General features: G+C 40.4%; 25 protein-coding genes and 1 pseudogene. 17 read left to right on the forward strand and 9 right to left on the reverse strand.

The window, feature by feature from the left end; all coding sequences use genetic code 11:
• Nucleotides 1-2: 2 nt before the first annotated feature.
• From PR834_RS00230 to PR834_RS00255, 6 genes are all read right to left on the reverse strand, one after another.
• Nucleotides 3-548 carry a phage N-6-adenine-methyltransferase gene (locus PR834_RS00230; protein ID WP_272536277.1) on the reverse strand — a complete coding sequence of 182 codons (546 nt, stop codon included), beginning with the start codon at nucleotides 546-548 and terminating at the stop codon, nucleotides 3-5.
• Entirely contained in the window at nucleotides 538-762 is a 225-nt protein-coding gene (locus PR834_RS00235) for a hypothetical protein (RefSeq protein WP_272536279.1), read from the reverse strand. Before PR834_RS00235 ends, PR834_RS00230 begins: the two co-directional genes overlap by 11 nt.
• Nucleotides 755-937 (reverse strand): hypothetical protein, encoded by a 183-nt coding sequence (locus PR834_RS00240; RefSeq protein ID WP_272536281.1) that lies wholly within the window; start codon nucleotides 935-937, stop codon nucleotides 755-757. Before PR834_RS00240 ends, PR834_RS00235 begins: the two co-directional genes overlap by 8 nt.
• Nucleotides 915-1,088, reverse strand: a complete 174-nt coding sequence (locus tag PR834_RS00245; RefSeq protein ID WP_272536283.1) for a hypothetical protein — start codon at nucleotides 1,086-1,088, stop codon at nucleotides 915-917. Before PR834_RS00245 ends, PR834_RS00240 begins: the two co-directional genes overlap by 23 nt.
• A gap of 72 nt (nucleotides 1,089-1,160) precedes the next feature.
• Entirely contained in the window at nucleotides 1,161-1,547 is a 387-nt protein-coding gene (locus PR834_RS00250; protein ID WP_209102062.1) for a hypothetical protein, read from the reverse strand.
• Nucleotides 1,548-1,601: 54 nt separating this feature from the next.
• Nucleotides 1,602-2,093: an ASCH domain-containing protein gene (locus PR834_RS00255; protein WP_272536285.1), complete on the reverse strand. Its 492-nt coding sequence runs from the start codon at nucleotides 2,091-2,093 to the stop codon at nucleotides 1,602-1,604.
• 120 nt (nucleotides 2,094-2,213) lie between these two features.
• On the opposite strand from PR834_RS00255, the gene PR834_RS00260 reads away from it, so the two are divergent.
• Nucleotides 2,214-2,456, forward strand: a complete 243-nt coding sequence (locus PR834_RS00260) for a hypothetical protein (protein ID WP_036964105.1) — start codon at nucleotides 2,214-2,216, stop codon at nucleotides 2,454-2,456.
• 26 nt (nucleotides 2,457-2,482) lie between these two features.
• On the opposite strand, the gene PR834_RS00265 is transcribed toward PR834_RS00260, so the two are convergent.
• The 3 genes from PR834_RS00265 to PR834_RS00275 form a co-directional block, all read right to left on the reverse strand.
• Nucleotides 2,483-3,016 (reverse strand): hypothetical protein, encoded by a 534-nt coding sequence (locus PR834_RS00265; protein WP_272536286.1) that lies wholly within the window; start codon nucleotides 3,014-3,016, stop codon nucleotides 2,483-2,485.
• Nucleotides 3,017-3,424: 408 nt separating this feature from the next.
• Nucleotides 3,425-4,180: a hypothetical protein gene (locus PR834_RS00270; protein WP_272536287.1), complete on the reverse strand. Its 756-nt coding sequence runs from the start codon at nucleotides 4,178-4,180 to the stop codon at nucleotides 3,425-3,427.
• A 44-nt stretch (nucleotides 4,181-4,224) separates the two neighbouring features.
• Nucleotides 4,225-4,719, reverse strand: a complete 495-nt coding sequence (locus tag PR834_RS00275; RefSeq protein WP_210854880.1) for a single-stranded DNA-binding protein — start codon at nucleotides 4,717-4,719, stop codon at nucleotides 4,225-4,227.
• A 286-nt stretch (nucleotides 4,720-5,005) separates the two neighbouring features.
• Between PR834_RS00275 and PR834_RS00280 the strand changes: the two genes are divergently transcribed.
• The 16 genes and pseudogenes from PR834_RS00280 (at nucleotide 5,006) to lpxL (ending at nucleotide 16,833) form a co-directional block, all read left to right on the forward strand.
• Nucleotides 5,006-5,296, forward strand: coding sequence for a hypothetical protein (locus PR834_RS00280; RefSeq protein ID WP_272536290.1), 291 nt, complete (start codon nucleotides 5,006-5,008; stop codon nucleotides 5,294-5,296).
• An 84-nt stretch (nucleotides 5,297-5,380) separates the two neighbouring features.
• Nucleotides 5,381-5,698 (forward strand): Rz1-like lysis system protein LysC, encoded by a 318-nt coding sequence (gene lysC, locus PR834_RS00285; RefSeq protein ID WP_272536292.1) that lies wholly within the window; start codon nucleotides 5,381-5,383, stop codon nucleotides 5,696-5,698.
• Nucleotides 5,699-5,995: 297 nt separating this feature from the next.
• The gene (locus PR834_RS00290) at nucleotides 5,996-6,253 is read left to right on the forward strand and encodes a DUF2560 family protein (protein WP_136135533.1); all 258 of its coding nucleotides are present in this window, start codon (nucleotides 5,996-5,998) and stop codon (nucleotides 6,251-6,253) included.
• A gap of 60 nt (nucleotides 6,254-6,313) precedes the next feature.
• Entirely contained in the window at nucleotides 6,314-7,264 is a 951-nt protein-coding gene (locus PR834_RS00295) for a terminase small subunit (protein ID WP_272536293.1), read from the forward strand.
• Entirely contained in the window at nucleotides 7,218-7,760 is a 543-nt protein-coding gene (locus tag PR834_RS00300) for a hypothetical protein (RefSeq protein WP_272536294.1), read from the forward strand. The genes PR834_RS00295 and PR834_RS00300 overlap by 47 nt, the downstream gene beginning before the upstream one ends.
• A 12-nt stretch (nucleotides 7,761-7,772) precedes the next feature.
• Nucleotides 7,773-7,949, forward strand: a complete 177-nt coding sequence (locus PR834_RS00305; protein WP_272536295.1) for a hypothetical protein — start codon at nucleotides 7,773-7,775, stop codon at nucleotides 7,947-7,949.
• 3 nt (nucleotides 7,950-7,952) lie between these two features.
• Complete coding sequence (locus tag PR834_RS00310) at nucleotides 7,953-8,393, forward strand: hypothetical protein (protein ID WP_272536296.1); 441 nt, start codon at nucleotides 7,953-7,955, stop codon at nucleotides 8,391-8,393.
• A 10-nt stretch (nucleotides 8,394-8,403) separates the two neighbouring features.
• Nucleotides 8,404-8,955, forward strand: a pseudogene (locus PR834_RS00315) (major capsid protein); the annotation flags it as partial.
• An 80-nt stretch (nucleotides 8,956-9,035) separates the two neighbouring features.
• On the forward strand, nucleotides 9,036-9,275 hold the full coding sequence (locus PR834_RS20380; RefSeq protein WP_336298229.1) for a hypothetical protein: 240 nt from the start codon (nucleotides 9,036-9,038) through the stop codon (nucleotides 9,273-9,275).
• An 8-nt stretch (nucleotides 9,276-9,283) separates the two neighbouring features.
• Nucleotides 9,284-9,769 carry a hypothetical protein gene (locus PR834_RS00325; RefSeq protein WP_221078470.1) on the forward strand — a complete coding sequence of 162 codons (486 nt, stop codon included), beginning with the start codon at nucleotides 9,284-9,286 and terminating at the stop codon, nucleotides 9,767-9,769.
• Nucleotides 9,766-10,233 carry a DUF1833 family protein gene (locus PR834_RS00330; RefSeq protein ID WP_272536297.1) on the forward strand — a complete coding sequence of 156 codons (468 nt, stop codon included), beginning with the start codon at nucleotides 9,766-9,768 and terminating at the stop codon, nucleotides 10,231-10,233. The genes PR834_RS00325 and PR834_RS00330 overlap by 4 nt, the downstream gene beginning before the upstream one ends.
• On the forward strand, nucleotides 10,233-10,706 hold the full coding sequence (locus tag PR834_RS00335; RefSeq protein WP_272536299.1) for an HNH endonuclease signature motif containing protein: 474 nt from the start codon (nucleotides 10,233-10,235) through the stop codon (nucleotides 10,704-10,706). The genes PR834_RS00330 and PR834_RS00335 overlap by 1 nt, the downstream gene beginning before the upstream one ends.
• 1 nt (nucleotide 10,707) lies before the next feature.
• On the forward strand, nucleotides 10,708-11,100 hold the full coding sequence (locus tag PR834_RS00340; protein ID WP_272536300.1) for an NlpC/P60 family protein: 393 nt from the start codon (nucleotides 10,708-10,710) through the stop codon (nucleotides 11,098-11,100).
• Nucleotides 11,087-12,976: a host specificity factor TipJ family phage tail protein gene (locus PR834_RS00345; protein ID WP_272536302.1), complete on the forward strand. Its 1,890-nt coding sequence runs from the start codon at nucleotides 11,087-11,089 to the stop codon at nucleotides 12,974-12,976. Before PR834_RS00340 ends, PR834_RS00345 begins: the two co-directional genes overlap by 14 nt.
• Nucleotides 12,977-13,037: 61 nt before the next feature.
• Nucleotides 13,038-15,113 carry a hypothetical protein gene (locus PR834_RS00350; protein ID WP_272536303.1) on the forward strand — a complete coding sequence of 692 codons (2,076 nt, stop codon included), beginning with the start codon at nucleotides 13,038-13,040 and terminating at the stop codon, nucleotides 15,111-15,113.
• 796 nt (nucleotides 15,114-15,909) lie between these two features.
• Nucleotides 15,910-16,833, forward strand: a complete 924-nt coding sequence (gene lpxL / locus PR834_RS00355; RefSeq protein WP_004259939.1) for an LpxL/LpxP family Kdo(2)-lipid IV(A) lauroyl/palmitoleoyl acyltransferase — start codon at nucleotides 15,910-15,912, stop codon at nucleotides 16,831-16,833.
• Nucleotides 16,834-16,894: the final 61 nt, after the last annotated feature.

The following is a 16,894-nucleotide window of genomic DNA, read 5'->3' on the forward strand; positions in this document are numbered from 1 at the left end:
ACCTATGCTATTTTCCATTCATGTAATATTCGATTGCCTATATTCATTAATTCATCTCTATCGACAGTGCTAATTATCTTTCGTGGTTTAATGTAAGGTCGCCATATTAAAAGCATTGAGCCTTTATTATTTCCGTTAACTGGTTTATTTGTACCAGCGTTAATAAATGAAATTCTTCCTCCTGTAATTAATCTCACTTCATCAACTGTTTCCAGTGCAGAATTAAACCAGCCAACAGAGGTATCAGACGGAATTAACATCACGACAGGCTGTAATTGCTTTTTGCATTGTTCAGCGGCTTTATTAATCCAAGGCTGAATATCTGAATAGGGCGGGTTAATCCAAATAGCGCCATAACTTTCCCAATCGCAATTTAGTGAGTCATCTTGTTCGGTGAGGTAATGAGTGCAAAGGTGGTTATTTTTATCTGCGGCGGCATCTAAATAGAAACCAAATTCAGCGTCCAATGCTGTAAATAAAGGTAGGGGGGTTTGCCATCTATCACGCAATTCCTTTGGTGTATGGCTACCTCCGTAGTCAGACTTCATTCTCCGCATCCTTCACCTCGAATTTAATACCGACGTCTTTGTTAATTGATATTCTGATGCACGTACTGTCGTAATAAGGGCTAAGTTGGTCACGCTCACGTTGTAGGTCGATAGAAGTATTATTATCGTGGTAATAAAAATAGCGACAGCGAAACCAGTTATCACCAAGCTTAATTATGTCATTTGGTTTTAATTCACTTACCCATTTATTCATTGATTAACTCCAGTTCGTTAGGTTTAAAATTAGCCGTAGTACCATATTTATCTTGAACTATGACACTGTGGATATAATCATTATTATTTTCAATTACTGTGAATGTTATATTTTTAAACCTTGCTAAATCATCACTCTGCTTTACTTTAACTTTATCGCCAATTATGAATTTCACGAATCACCTCCCCACAAATTATCTCAACATCCCGCACCGCCATTATTTGGTTGACACGGCTCTCGTATTCTTGCTGTGTGTATATTTTCTCTGTAACAGGCACAGCAGAACCCTGTATTAGCATGAGTAATACATATCCGATTATTTGCATGAATTGTTTCTATGGATTTTAGGTATAAAAAACCCTGCTAGTGCAGGGTGGTAGATTATCGTGATAGTATTGTTATGACTTTATTTTTCTATCTACATGCTTTTTCATACACAAAGCAATTGTAGGAGCGATAATAAAAATGACAAGAGTTATTATCGCAACAACAATTAACTGAAGAATGCCAGAGCATGAAAGATTGTACTCTTTTATAATATCTTTCATCAAATTAGCTCCGCTAATAACGATAAAAGAAAGACTTAAAATTCCATCGAGATTTATTTCTTCATCACCACGATTTCTTACCGATGCAATATATAAAATCATTGATCCAGTAAGAATTATACCACTAGACCATAGCGTGTTTACTAAATAAATTATTGAAGCAAGGATTGTTAATAATACAATAGCTATAATAATTGCGTTTTTAAAACTGATTTTTGGTTTTTTGAACCATCCCATTTTCATCCTCCAATAAATATGTATTATTTAATTATACAACAAAACACTTAAATACTATTTTTTAAATTGAATGACCCACACCCATTCGTTATTACTCCAGCTATCTTCGCCGTAAATATCTATCCATGTATCAGCGAATTTATCGTATGGTGTGAATGTCTCTCCGCCACTGTCTGGGTCACTATAAGTAGGTCGCCACCCAGTAAGCTCAAATCCTTCGGCGTACGCATCATCCTGTGATATTTCCTGAACTTGCTGCAACCAAACATCAGTAATTTCAATTTTCCCTTTGATATTACCGTCTTTATCCGAAATGTTGATGATGTCGCCAACTTCGCCATACGGGCAATCAGGGTCAATAAATCCATGTCGCCATGCTGCACATACTTGCTCTGATAGTGTATAGCCTTCTTGCCATGCGCCTAACTTGCGTAACTCTTCCTCGGTTACTTTAGGTTGTGGATTAATCGGTCTGCGTGTCTGAGTTTTTCTGCCGTCAATGACAGCTGCTAACATTGCATCGTTGAACTTAATTCTGTCTTTCATAATTACCTCTATTGATATGTTTTGAGCAAAATATGTAATCTGTAAAGCTATGTTTTAAAAGATTTATTTATTTAATTGTTGGTGGTATGATCGATTTTCAACCGTTAACGAGGAAGGAACATGAGCACTAAAATCTATTTATCCAATGTTGTTGATAAAAGTAATTATGATATAAAGCGCCGGCAACTATTTAAAGTTACTGAAATAGAGAATGGGATTTCATTTCCATTTCATGGAAATAGTTCTTTATTTAACATGCTAAATAAAGGGGATATTATTGAAGTGTTTTCTCCTTCTGAACCAGCTAGAAAGGCGACTGTGAGCAATATAAGAATGAATGACATTTACTTTAAGTTTTCTTAAAGATACAAGCCAAGGATAGGCTTCTTTTAATTCACACCTATTTGTTTTAATGCCTCACGAACTGCATTTAAGCGCGATTCCATTCTTAGATATTTAGGGTTGGGAATAGAAGGCCAATCGTTATACCAAGCATCATCGCCAAACAAACTAAGCAACTTACTTCCTATATAGCAATTGCAACAATCACTCTTAACATCATCGGATGATTCAATTAAATCCCAATACTCCCTTGCTTCGTATTGGTCTATTTCATCATCTTTGCGCAGTTCGATAACTTGCTTTTTAGCATATTCAGCATTTGCATCGTTATCATCATCTATCTCAGAGTTTAAATTAGAATCTAGCTTACCTATCCAGTAGTGGTTATTAATCCTATGAATAAACTCAACTAGTGAGCTGCCCATAGAGCCCCAAAAACAAGACCATGAATCGCCACTTTCGCTAATAGTAACTCTGCCATTTTTGTTATCACCGTAATCTTCAAGGTAAACATGAATGGGGTCGTGACGCTCTATGCCTGTTATCACCAGTTTAGTCACTTGAGATTGTTCAACCTTCATATTCATTCCTCTTATTGCATCTATTTAATCGCTAGGATTAAAATAATTCATCATTGTTTTTAATTTATGACCTATAGTTAATTTGAACTTTCTAATTATTTTTGTAGTCCTCGCCGATGCTTCCTGTGTCGGCATTTTTTTATTCATTGCATCCATTTAATCGCTAGGATTAAAACGTTTCATGGCAAACACTTATTTACCTTCTACACTTAACCCCGAAAGAGTAGTAACAAGCTGTGCAATTTTCGCCGACCTCCCTGTGTCGGCATTTTTTTATCTACTTCCTTGCTAAATTCCATGGCTTAACTATTCTTAAATTGCTTACACAGAGAAACTACAAATATATCTAGACAACCTCTTGCCGTCCGTTCCGTGGCGGCTTTTTTTTATTCATTGCATCCCTGCGAGTTAAACGGCCAATTGAAGTTGGTAATCAAAGCGATCCTTTTCTTCACAATAATCAAGTGAACTTGCGCTATTGTGAGATTCAATTCTTTCTACCAAAATCGCCGCTCTTGTTTCTTTCGATGAAGGTGAATACGCACCTTTCCACGCCTTATCTATTCCTATATTTCTTGCTACGTTTGTACTGTCTGCTGAAGCTAACGGCAGTTGAGTGAATATTTGTGGGTTAAGCATTCTGAGTCCGTGAAGCTTTGTTACTGGATACCCGTTATCATCAACAACATGACGTATCAAATCTTTCATTCTCGCGACAGCTGCGCGTGGGCGTTTAACGTCATATTCACCGCAGCTACCGATAGCAACGCGGGGGTACTCATTGCATAAACGAATAAATCGCTCGTCTGATTCATTCATATGCCAAACAGGAACGCCGAAAAATTCACCGTGTGGCCATTCATCCAGAAGCGCTTCGTTTTCTTCCTCTCCACCGTCAATAACATCGGGAATGATTGCGAAATCGAAACGAGGGTGATTTTTCCATTTGCTCACAAAATCATAGTAATCAGACCAATCAATTTTGTTTTTGCCAGCGGCTTTCCACGCTGTAAACGCTCCATTGTCTACAGCAAAAGACTGGCAAATTTCAGATGCTAAATTTAGTTGGGAGGGGTGGGCAAAACTGACAAATGCATGACGAGCTTTCCATGCTTTAATCGCGCAAGTATCAGGTGTAATAGGTCCACCGTGATAGTGAATCATATTTACTCCTTTATTGTTTGCATCCTTGCAAATATATCCTTTGGTTAAATCACATAAATAGCGTGGCGTTGGTAGGGGAGTCCGATAGGAGCGAAAGGTATTGGATCATCCCAATCCATCGACTGCTCGTTCTGCGACGCTTGTTGCTGTGGCTGCTGAGGTTGTCTCGATGGTTGCTGGCTTCCTGCCTGATTGCTGTTGCTTTCTTTTCTATTGCCTAGAATTTGGATTTCTTTGGCCTTAAAAATAGTAGAGCTACGCTTTTGCCCTGTTTGTTTATCTTCCCACTCCTTAACTTCTACTTTGGCAGTGATACGCACTTGAGTTCCTTTCTGTGCGTTCCTATCCATGTATTCCGCTGAACCTCCCCAAGCTTCACAGCGAACCCAAGTGGTTTTATCAATCCATTGCCCGCTGTCGTCTTTTCGCGATTCGCCAATAGCTAGTGAAAATTGCATTATTGCTGAGCCATTAGGAATGTAGCGCAATTCCAACCCGCCAATCCTGCCAGTAAAGTTGCATTGGTTCATATCAGCCATTTATGCTGCCTCTTGTTTAGTTAGTTCTTCTTTTCTTAGCTCATATATCTTCTGAGCTTCCGCTTGCCCATATTCAGATTTAGATAACTGCTACAAAAACTTTGAGATGTTAGTTGATAGCAGACAATGGGTAAATCAACTACTCGTAGATATTTCGTCCAATCCAATCAAAAAGAAAACCACTCAGCTAAATAGAAAAATGGACAGGTGTTTTCCAAGAGGCAAGGCATACATGCGAGTTAGTAAGCGTGAGTTTATGGCGGGCAATTAAGCGAGGTGTTGAGTGATGAAAGGAACAACGTTAACAGAGCTATTGGCGGCGTGGAAAAATCACAAGAACATCATTACAGCTAGGGCGCATGCAGCTGCTGGATATCCAGATAGAAAGCGATGGCGTGAAATAATGACTGCTCGCAAAAGGAGGCTTAATAGAAGCCGAATATTTATTAGAGCTAGTGTCGTAGCTAGAGTGTTAGAAAATCATGAGATTTTTCAATATATGAATGAGATTCGCGGCAGTAACGGGCTACCTAAAATGATTCACTCACTAGCTTGTTATCTGCAAGCCAGTTACTAAACAAAGTAACCCAATCTGCTATCACTCTTCACTATCAAGTATCACTCGACAACATCAAGGCAAAGCAATTAGAGGACTCAGAACATGTCAAAGTTAAGACTGTTATCAAAACAGTGCTCAAAGACAATGAGTGCGCTAATACTGCTGTGCCCGATGATGTTGTTAGTGAGTTGCGGAACTACAAAAGAGGTATTGATTCCCGTTCAGTCACCACCGATACCGGCTCACTTAACCGCTGACTGTCCTCAGCCTGATATCCCTGAAAAAGTAGATTGGGGTGATTTCCCTCAATTACTGGCTGATGCTATGAACTCAATAGCAAAGTGCAACTTGGACAAGAAAGCAATACGGGAAATTGAACAACAAAGAAATGCCCCAGATATCGGGGCGAAGCGAGAATAGTAGTTCATGAATGTAACGCAACTATACGTTAATCGTGAATGACCACAACCTTAAAAAGGTAGTAATCTCAAACGGATATTACAAATATGAGCCTCCAATTAGGGGGCTTTTTAATGGCAACAAAAAAGCCGCCAAGGAACTAGGCGGCAAAGCTTGGAGTAGTACTATGAAAGATACCATGTAGGAGGCAGTAATGCTTGGAATTGCTTATGGCTTTGCAAGAATACAAATCAAATGCGTAACAATCAAGTAACCATTTGTTTCTAAATGGTAATATTCTCTAACAGCGAGTAAATCATGACTGAATTAGAATCACACCAAAAAATCCGCTTAGGCTTACTTAAGCTAACAGGCAACAACACCGCAGCAACCGCAAAGGCAATTAAACTCATCAAGGATGACCCACTTGAGTATGAGTTATTTTTCCAACTGTGGAGTAATAACAACGGCAACTTTGATAACGGCAGCGTCGATACATTAACGAAAGTTGATTCCGTCTATCAGCGAGTGCAGGAAACAAAGAAAACGTTATTCAACGATGAAGTAGCAGAATAACCAATCACAAAGCCAGTTCGAGTGAGCCGGCTTTTTAATTTGTTATGAGGATATGAATATATGGCTAGGCTGGACTGGAGCGAGCTACAAAAACAGTTCCTGTCTGACCATGCCGCTACAGGGATATCACCGAAAGAGTGGTGTGAGTCTCAGGGATTAAAATACACAACTGCGAAGCGACACATTAAAACTGCGAACAAAACTGCGAATTCGCAAATTGAAAGTGACGCAAAACTATTAGCAGAAGATAGGGAGCTAACAGCGCAGCAAAAGAAATTTGTTGTTGAATATCTGATAGATGGGAATGCAACGCAAGCAGCAATAAGAGCTGGTTATAGTGATGATAGTTATGGCCGTCAGCTCCTCACGATTCCTCACGTTGCTAACGAAATTGCGAATCAACAAAAGCAATCACTTTCACGCACACTCATCGACGCTGATGACGTTCTGGCTAAAGCATGGGGGCTGGCAACATTTGACGCTAATGAGCTCTCACAGTATCGCATAGGCTGTTGTCATCACTGCTGGGGTGTTGACCATAATTACCAGTGGACTAAAGCCGAATATCAAAAGGCTTTGGCTAAAGCGATGGCGCGAGGTCAGGATGAGCCAGATTGTTCAGGGGGTACTGATTTCAATAGAACGCTTGACCCTAACCCTGAATGTCCAGTTTGTGGCGGTGAGGGGGAGGGCCGAGTATTCATTCAAGATACCCGCAAGCTTTCATCATCAGCTCGTCTAGCTTACTCAGGAACAAAAGTCACTCAGAATGGTATCGAGATACTTTCTATCAGCCGTGAAAAAATGTTTGAACTCATTATGCGTAGAGTTGGCCTTGCGGATAGTGAGACGGCGCAAAAATTACAGAAGTTAGAAATTGAACGCAGACAACTTGAGATAGAAAAACTTCGCAGAGAAATCGATACCGAGAAAGAGCAGCCTATAACACGAATGGAGGTGGTAATTGTCGGGGAGAACGATACGAACGACACTGACACCACCACAGGGTAAGTTTTTTAGCCTAACGTGCAAATATCCAGCATTTGTCGGTGGTTTCGGTACTGGCAAAACAGAAACAATGGCGGTATCTGCATTCAGGGATGCTTCTCATTCATCTAGCGCACTGATCGCAATGTATGAACCAACCTATGACTTGATTAGGCTTATTCTTGCCCCGCGTATGGAGGAAAAGCTATCTGAGTTTGGGGTTAGGTACAAGTACAACAAATCAGAAAACATTATTTACACAGCAACGTCAGGTATCGGTGATTTCGTTCTGAGGACACTAGATAACCCAGCTAGGATTGTCGGTTATGAGTCATACCGTTCTCACATTGATGAAATCGACACGCTAAAAGAGCAGCACGCCTCTGCTGTATGGGTAAAAGTTATCGCCCGTAATCGTCAGCGACCTAATGGAGTGCCTGACCCTAGTATTTTAGACAGGCTCATTCAGTCGCGTGATGAGTGGGAAGAAAATCGACAGGAATCAACAAGCAATCCATAAAGAGGTCAACACATGAAGCTATCCAGCATTCATGTTAAAGCTAAATTCGGCATGTCCGACATCGCTGTTAATGCGCTAAGTGGCGACCCACTGAAAGAGTTATACGCGCAGTGCAATGTATCACATGGCCTGAATGGTTCATTCCAACAAGTCAATTCCTCTCAATCAGTTTCAGATATGCCGGAGTAAAACATGGCGAATAAAAAACGTGTAATTCATGCGGGTGGTGTATTTCCTAATCCGCTATTAAATCGTGAAGGTGCGGCTGCGGCTGACACTAAAGCGGGTGTTATCGGTTTCTATGATGAGACCACTGCTAAATTCACGCCATCAGTCGATGGTAAAGAAGCGAGCATTTTGTATGTGGCCAACTTTGATTATCTGCGCTGCCAGACAGTTGACGATGTAATCAAGGCTGGTGATTGGGTTGTCGCAATTCAGCCAATGCAAAGCCTGTTCCTAAACGTGCGTGCCGCCGCCGGAACTTACAAGAAAGGTCAAGCGGTTATTGTTGCTAATGGTCAAATCACACTGGCAACAGGCGCAGAAGGCGAAGCAGTATTTGCCTATGTCGAAGAAGATACAGCATTAACCGCGGAAGCGGGTGATCTGGTTCGTGTTGTGTTCAAGTAAGGAGAACTGAATGTTTTATTTTTCAACTAAGAAGGCAACCGAAACGGGGAACCTTGAAGCCAACCAAGCGCAATTCGGTGCGTTGAGTTTGGAGCGTAACTCATCTGCTCAGGCTGTGGCTGACTTTATTTCTCGTGCTCGTAATGTGCCTGTTTTAGACGCTGCCAATGCGGTGGACGACATTAAACGTTTGTACAAAGCGTATGACCAGACTGTGTTAGCTGAATTCCAGCCAAACACTGAATTCACTTTGTTAAACGACCTTATGGGGCTATCTCGCTCAGTTCGTATTGATGAGTCGGTCTATGAATATGCTCGTAAAGGCGGTGGCGGTGTGGCTCACACGTCAATGAGTGGTCAGGTCGGTGCGTTACTTGAGGCTAGCGCTTATAGCTTCGATGGAACAATGGTGCCAATTCATGACACTGGCTTTAAGTTCACATGGCGTGACCCGATTTTCGGCAAAGGCTCTGCACTGGCTTCGTTATCTGATGCTCAGAAAGACTCTGTTGATACTGTTCGTCGGAAGTACCTCGATTTTATCTGGAATGGTTTCCGTGACCCGTTGGTGCTGGTCAAATGTATCAAGTCGGCGAGCATGGCAGGCCTGAAATCTTCAAAGCCAGCACCGGAAAGCAATACATGATACCGGGTGACAATGGGCGAGTTATTTCGAATAAGGATATGCAGGGGAGTGGTAGCGCAGGCGTGACGGTGATTATTGAACATCACGGAACTCCGATGCAAGTCTTGAGCCAAAGTAATGAAAAAGGATTATCAGGAGAGGATGTAGTAAGGCTTATTACTCAAGATGCTCATGAAAAAGGCCCTATCCTACAGTCAATAATGGCTAACACATCAGCAACAGCAAGAATCAGATAGAGGTAACGATGGACGAAATTATTGACTACCCATCATGGATAACTCCACCGCAAAAAGCCAATAAAAATATGACGTTTGATACTGGCTTTCGAACTGACCAACCGCAAGTAGGCCCACCTATATTCCAGAAATTAACTGATGACATAAAAACAGTTTGGAACTTAACGTGGATATTTACACTGGCAGAAGATAGGGCTTTCAATCAGTGGCTAAGAAGCCCTAATTACCTAGACAATTGCAATAGATGGTTTCGATTAGCAATCAATCTCGGTGGCTCTGGTCAGCAAATGCAGGAGTTACACTTCACTAGCTTTCCTGTGCAAACGTCTATCGATGGCAACTCAACTAAATGGACCGGTACTGTTATCTGCCGCAAACTGTTTAACGAAGATGACGAGTTTGGCGATTTAATCGTTGAGATACCTCCAAGAGATTGGGGCTTGCTCGATATCGTCGTCACCGAGCGATTACCACGATGTAAGGGGGGAGAATGAAGTTAAGAGAGTACCGAGCGCAACGACCGATGCGCACATTCTACGAGACCATCCAGTTCTACCATCCCTCATTCGGAAACATTCATTTAGTCAGCTTGCAGATAGAGCCTAAAGTCTTAGGCGGCGTTGAGTATCAACCGTGCAACTTCGAGCTAGCAGAGAGTCAGCAGAGCAAAACGCCGATTATCGATGCATCAGTTAAGTTTAGTCGAGTCGCACAGGACTTTAAGCAGCAACTGAAAAAGTGGAAGTCGAACAATAGAATGAAACCGATAACGGCCACATTCAGACTGTTTGACTCTGCTAATAAAGATACCCCAATGAGCGAATGGTCGCTATACACAAAAGATTGTTCTCTGGATTTTGAGTCAGTAACAACAACTCTATCCATGAATAATCCGCTCAACAAAAATATCGCCAAAATATACACAATGGAAGAATTCACAGGCTTGGAGACGGTTTAATGAAAATAAACTGGCATGAATATTTCGAATATATAGATGGACACTTATTTTGGCTACTAAATCGCAGAGGCCCCGTTAAAAAAGGAGATAGGGTAAAAAATATAGATGGGAAAGGTTATGTTCGAGTGATGGTTAATAGAAAATTTTACTTGGCACATAGGGTTATTTATGAAATGCACCATGGTGAAATACAAGAAGGACACACGATAGACCATATTGATGGCGATAGGTTAAATAATAGAATAGAGAATCTAAGGTCAGTAACAATGTCTGTAAATTTAAGGAATCGCGGAATGCAATCTAATAATAAATCTGGATTTACAGGGGTTTATTACGCCGAGAGTCTAGGAAAATGGATTGCATCTATAGGCAAGACAAGGCTGGGGAAATTTACCAGCTTCGATGAAGCCAAGCGAGCTAGACTTTCAGCCATAAAATCGGACCCGTCTTATACTAGTAGGCATGGTGTTTAAAATGACCAGAATAGAGTTTATTAATAAGACAATAGGGAAACCATGGAAAAACAGGTCCTGCACATTTGATGCAATGGATTGCTGGGCGCTGGTTGTACTTTACTATAGGTACGTACTAGGTACGGAAATTCATCATGAGGCTGGCTACGAATCGGATCATGATTTTGTAACTTGCTATGAGAATGAGGTCGAATTCTGGCGGCGTACCGAGCATCCAGTAGATGACGGGATATTCATTGGTTATCGCGGCTCTCAGCCAGCCCACATCGGATTAATCATCGATGGTAATGCATTTCATAGCCGAGGTGAAAACGGGGCTGTACGCATGGACAGGCTCATTGTGCTTGAGAAGAAATTCACGAAATTGGAGTTTATGAAATATGCCGATAGTTGAAATTCAGCGAATAGCGGGAACGCCTAAAGAAAGAGTCGATTTAACAGTCGGCTCTTTTTTTTATAGCGATTTTCTAGTGCATCAAAAGTTGCATACCGATGTGGTGATTATCGTTAACGGCCGTGAACTGCAAGACGATGACGAGTTAGATTTCGAGATAACACCGACTCACTTTATTCAAGTGCTTGACCAACCAAAGGGTGTTATTGGCGATATTCTGAATCCAGTGTTTAATCTTGTTACGAAAGTATTCTCGTTTCTTGCACCAAAAACGCCGTCATTTTCTGCGGCTGAGTCGAATGTTAAAGATAGCCCAAATAACCGACTCACAGGGCAAACAAACGTTGCAAGGGCATATCAGGCAAGACCAGAGATACACGGGCAAGTGAGGGCGTTTCCTGACCTCATCCAGCAGTCGATGTTTGAGTATAACAACAACCTTAAAACGGTTACCGAGTGGCTAAACATCGGCATTGGAGAATATAAAACGGAAAGTATCCGATTTGCTGAGTCTGATTTTACAGCAATGGCAGGGGCTAGCTACAAGATATACAGGCCCAAAGAAGTTATCCCGCTAATCAACGAGGGATTTGAGTTTCCCGACATCGATGGGCAAGAATTACCGGGCCCTAATGAAAGTAAAGATATCCCGCAGCAAACAGCGACAGCAAACGAAGTGGTTTCTGGTGAGATAAAAGGTGGTGAAGCAGCGATAAAAATCGTTAAGCAAGATGAATTTGAGTACTTCTACGAACTAACAAAGCCTCGCTCAATATCAATGACAGTGAATGTTAGCTATGACACTCCGCAGGGTTCTGTTAACAAAGATGTGAGAATCGATGCTCAGTTAGTTGATGTGCAAGTTAGCGATGACGGCTCATTGATTAACCCTGTTGAATATTACGAATTCTTCTTTACAAACCTAAGCGGAACAGATTTAGCACAACTCCCACCGAATGCAGTAGTGAATACGACGAAATTCATTCTGTATGACAACCAGTTTTTAACAGTTGGCCCGTTCTTTTCTCCTGTTGACGGTGACCAGATGTGGGTGCATTTACAGGCGCAACTTGGCGGAGGTGATAACTGCAATGCAACTGTCGAAATCTGGAAGATAAACACGGATAACGAGGAAATAGCTGGCACTCGTCAAAGCTTCAATACTGCACTAAGTGCTAATAACGGCGCGCGGGTTTATTACAAAACTGACAAGGTGACACTTAACTCAGGCCGTGGACGTTACGCTGTACAACTCACTCGGCGCAATAACAGTAGCGACCAGAGCATCATGAAAATCGAAAACGCTCACATTGTCCGAGTTCGTGAGAATGTCGTTTTTGAGAATGACACGATTGTTAATGTGTCAGTGAGAGCAACGGAAGCGCCAACGGGAGCAAGAGAGCGCAAATACAATCTGCTGGCTACTCGCATGGTTATTTCATATGACCGAGCATCGAAGCAAGTTGATTATACACTCAGGCCATCACGGAGTTTTGCTGATGCAGTGCTGCATACGTGGCTAATTACTGCAGGCGAAAGTGAGAAAAATATCGACATTGATGGGCTATATCGAATATACGATAGCTTGCCTGATGAGCGATTGGGCTATTTCGATTACACCTTTGACGATGAAGATATTTCACTTGGTCAACGCATTGAGACTATCTGTAATGTAGCTCGAGTAACCGCTTATTTCGATAATGCAGTCCTCACATTCTCCCGTGAACAGTCCAGTGAATTCCCAATGACAACTTTCAACCGTTCAAACATCACAGGTAACGACATGAAGATAACCGATAAGCGTCCACTCGGAGGAGAGCGGTACACAATAACCGCAACCGAATATTTCGACGCAAAACCAGACTATAACGCATAACAGCAATCATTAACCAACAAGCCAGCCATTAGAGCTGGCTTTTTTATTGGAAAAAATAAGCATGAGAGAAGTTAAACCAACACAAAAGCCAGTTCCAAGTAGTGATATCAAAGACCTTTTCTTTAACTCCGGATTATTGGATATATGGGCTACGTCATTAGAGCGTAAGTATATTGACCGCTTTGGAAATTGCCATTTAACGGCGGCTGGCATGGAGTGGCTATTCAAAGAATTAGTCGATAAATTCAAAGTCGACATGAATATCGCTATTGTCGCTGCTGGCTATATTACTATCGATAGCTTCCAGCAAGGTGCTGATTTACCAAATAATGAATTAACTCAACGTAATCAGATTCTTCGAGATAAAACCACAGGTGAATATTACCGCTGGGATGGTGACCTACCTAAACAAATCCCAGCAGGCTCAACCCCACAATCTACAGGTGGTATTGGTAAAGGTGCGTGGATTAGTGTTGGTGATGCGAGCTTGCGTTCAGAGATCAATGTTGTAGTTAAAAAATTTAATAGTGTTAGTGATGCTGTTGGTGATATTGGATTAAAAGTAGGGGGAAAAATATCGGTAGAAAACTACTACGAAAATGGTAACTCTGGTGAGTTATTTTTTACAGTTGTCCCTGCTGGCACAGGAATTGAAGATGGTGGTAAGTTTATAAACTTACAAAACGGCTTGCAGATAATGCAAAATATTAAACACCCTTGCGATCCAAGAGCTTGGGGCGCGGTCGGTGATGGAAATATCGCTAATGCAGCAAAAGATACAAAAGGTGTTCAGGGGGCAATTAATTACGGGGCTACTTACATTAATGACGGCAGTTATTACATTAATAAAACGACAAAAATTAAAACAAATAAAGGTGTTAATTCTAGCCGCGGAGCTGTCCTTCATTACATTAATGAAGTCGGAGAGTGCATGTATATCAACGACGGAAATAATGAGCTTGGTGACACTGAATTTAGAGTTCGTATAGTAGACGGTGGTAAAGACAGAAAAAATACATGGTCAGTTGTATGTGAAAAAGTACCAAGATCTGTTTTAGCGTTTGAGATTTCACCCAGCGAAGATTATTTAAACATATATGGTGATTTGTCAGAAGAGGAGCGACTTGATTTAAAATTTGGGATGCATATTTTTAATAATTCTTATACTAACTCAATTGAGAGCCATTTGTACCAGTGTTCATTATTACTTGAATCTCCTGATAACAGCATTGTAGAACCGTGCGTGGTCTGGTCAAGCAATAGGCGTCATTCTGTTATTTTAAATGCAGCATCAAATCTTTTTCAGGGGGTTCAAATGGTTCCCGGTAAAGAAGCAGGGATTTATTCTGAAGCGAATGACATTACGAACATTCAAGTTATTGGGTGTTATTTTGATGGAAACAGACGCCTTCAATCAGTTATTCCTACTGGTGATTGTATTAAGCTGAAGGGGAATTTACGTAGAAGCACTATTCTTGGTAATAGATTTTTTATACCAGCTAAAGCAAGCATAGCAATTGATGGTCAATTGCAGGGGTCAAGCATTGGTAATAACTTTTTTGAGAATGGCGATTCTGCTGATACAGGAATTGGTGACATTGTCATTGGGTCATCAACAGGTTCAACTATATCTAGCAATAATTTTTTCAGAAGTAATTTAGCAGAAAAAATTGGAGCTGCTAGAACAAAGCCTATGCAATCTCCTATCACAATAAAAACAGCGAATGAATATGATGAGCCAACATATATATCGTTAAACTCAATCCAAGGTAATAACTATTATGCTAACTCAAGCTATCCTACGGAAAGCGCAATATTCACAAGCAAAAATCACATCAAGATAAACAACCCAAATAAGATTAAGTCAAGATATGACGATAAAGGAGATATAAAATGTTACAAAGCTGTCCTTACGCTTGAGCAAATAAAAAATCTTCCAACAAGTGAAGTCTATGTTAGTGATCTTAGCGTAATAGGTTTGTCTGGCGCTGGATATATAAAGACTTTACTGGTTCAGGATTATGCGACCGGATCAGTAACTGATTTCGGAAAGCAAGAAATAACAATGCAGGCAAATGGGGATATCTACATTAGAATGAAAGATGCTGGGGTGTGGGGGTCTTTCAGAAAGATTTAAATAACTGTGACGAGCTGTGCCGAAATTGTGACACAAAAATAAGAGGGGATTTGATGTGTGTGCCATATTTGTGACACATAAAAAGGAAAGGATCCGACATTGAATATCAAAGATTGCAAGCATGGCACGTTTGCGAATGGTGAAATGCTTTTAAATCATATGGTTAATGCTTAACTTACTGACTTGTAATCAGTAGGTCACCAGTTCGACTCCGGTAGCCGGCACCAAATAAGAACCCGTTACATTTCATAGATGTAGCGGGTTTTTTCTTGCTTGTAATCCATATTATTTAACTACCTTAAGTCGCTGATGTGACAAACTTCTGGCTCCATCACCAAAAGAACATCAATTTTTCTTTCCATCGCTGATTGTGGTGGCTTCTTGAAAGCACCAATAAAAAGTAACGATTAAATTGACAAAAATCAGCAAAAAAATTCGCAAAATGACAAAAGTGCATATTAATAGTGAGATTAATTAAGCCATATATGTGATAATTTTACCTGTTCCTTGCAGTTTAAGTGATTATGTTGTTGGCCTAACCGATGCATAGTTTTGATGAATAGAAAACGAACTTCACAGAGCTATTTATTAATTAGCCATATTAAAAATCAAATATTGCTTAATGGCTTGGAAAGATTATTCGGCTGTTATCTACTCGGAAGGGAGATGAACTGCAAGGTATTCAGATAGTTATGGGTGAAAACCCATCTTGTTGTAGTAATCATGTTGAATTTAAAAGACTAAATATTGTCTAAAATAGCGTGCATTCTGCAAAGGCGAAGTATTGGGAGATATAATGTACGCCAAAAACCCATTTTCACTGAAATTGGTCCACCCGAAGTATGTAGTAACTTGGGTGGGAGTTTTTATCTTATTTTTATTAGTTCAATTGCCGTATAAATGGCAAATGTGGCTTGGTGCTTTTTTAGGCAGTAATTCACGGTATTTTATTAAAAGAAGAGTATCAATCATTAAGCGAAATTTAGAATTGTGTTTCCCAAATAAAAACAAAAATGAAATAGATACTTTGGTGAATGATAACTTAAAATCTTTAGGTATCGCATTATTTGAAACTGGGATAGCCTGGTTTTGGAGTGATAAAAAAGTTAAAAAATTATTTCAAGTAAAAGGAATGTCCAATTACTTAGATGCTATTGCTAAAAATAAAGGTGTGATTATTGTTGGGGTCCATTTTATGTCACTTGAACTCGGTGGCCGGATTATGGGGCTTTGTTTTCCTGTTAATGCAATGTATCGTCCTCATAACAATAAAGCGATGGAATATATTCAGACAAAAGGACGGTGTCGTTCTGGTAAAGGAATGATTGATCGTAAAAATTTAAAATTTATGGTTCAAGAGTTAAAAAGTGGTAAATCCATATGGTTTGCACCGGACCAAGATTTTGGAAGAAAAGGCACGATATTTGCGCCGTTTTTTTCTGTCAAAAATAGTTCCACGTCAAAAGGAACCTCAATACTTGCTCAATTATCTAAATCTCCAACACTCACGGTAACATTATTGAGAAATAAGAGCGGTGCTAATTATGATTTGGTACTGGGAAAAGAAATACTAGAATACCCAAGCTCTGATGCATTACAGGATGCAACAATAATTAACTCTATCTTAGAGGTTGAAATAATGAAAGCGCCCGAGCAGTACCTTTGGGCTCATCGACGGTTTAAAACCCGGCCTGAAGGGGAAGTGTCGCTTTATAGCTAGTTTTATATTTATCTTATGGCACTTTAAAGTTCATAATAAAAAACGAGATAAACACATGTTT

Source organism: Providencia sp. PROV182 (assembly GCF_028480325.1).
In the GTDB taxonomy this organism is placed as follows: Bacteria; Pseudomonadota; Gammaproteobacteria; order Enterobacterales; family Enterobacteriaceae; genus Providencia; species Providencia hangzhouensis.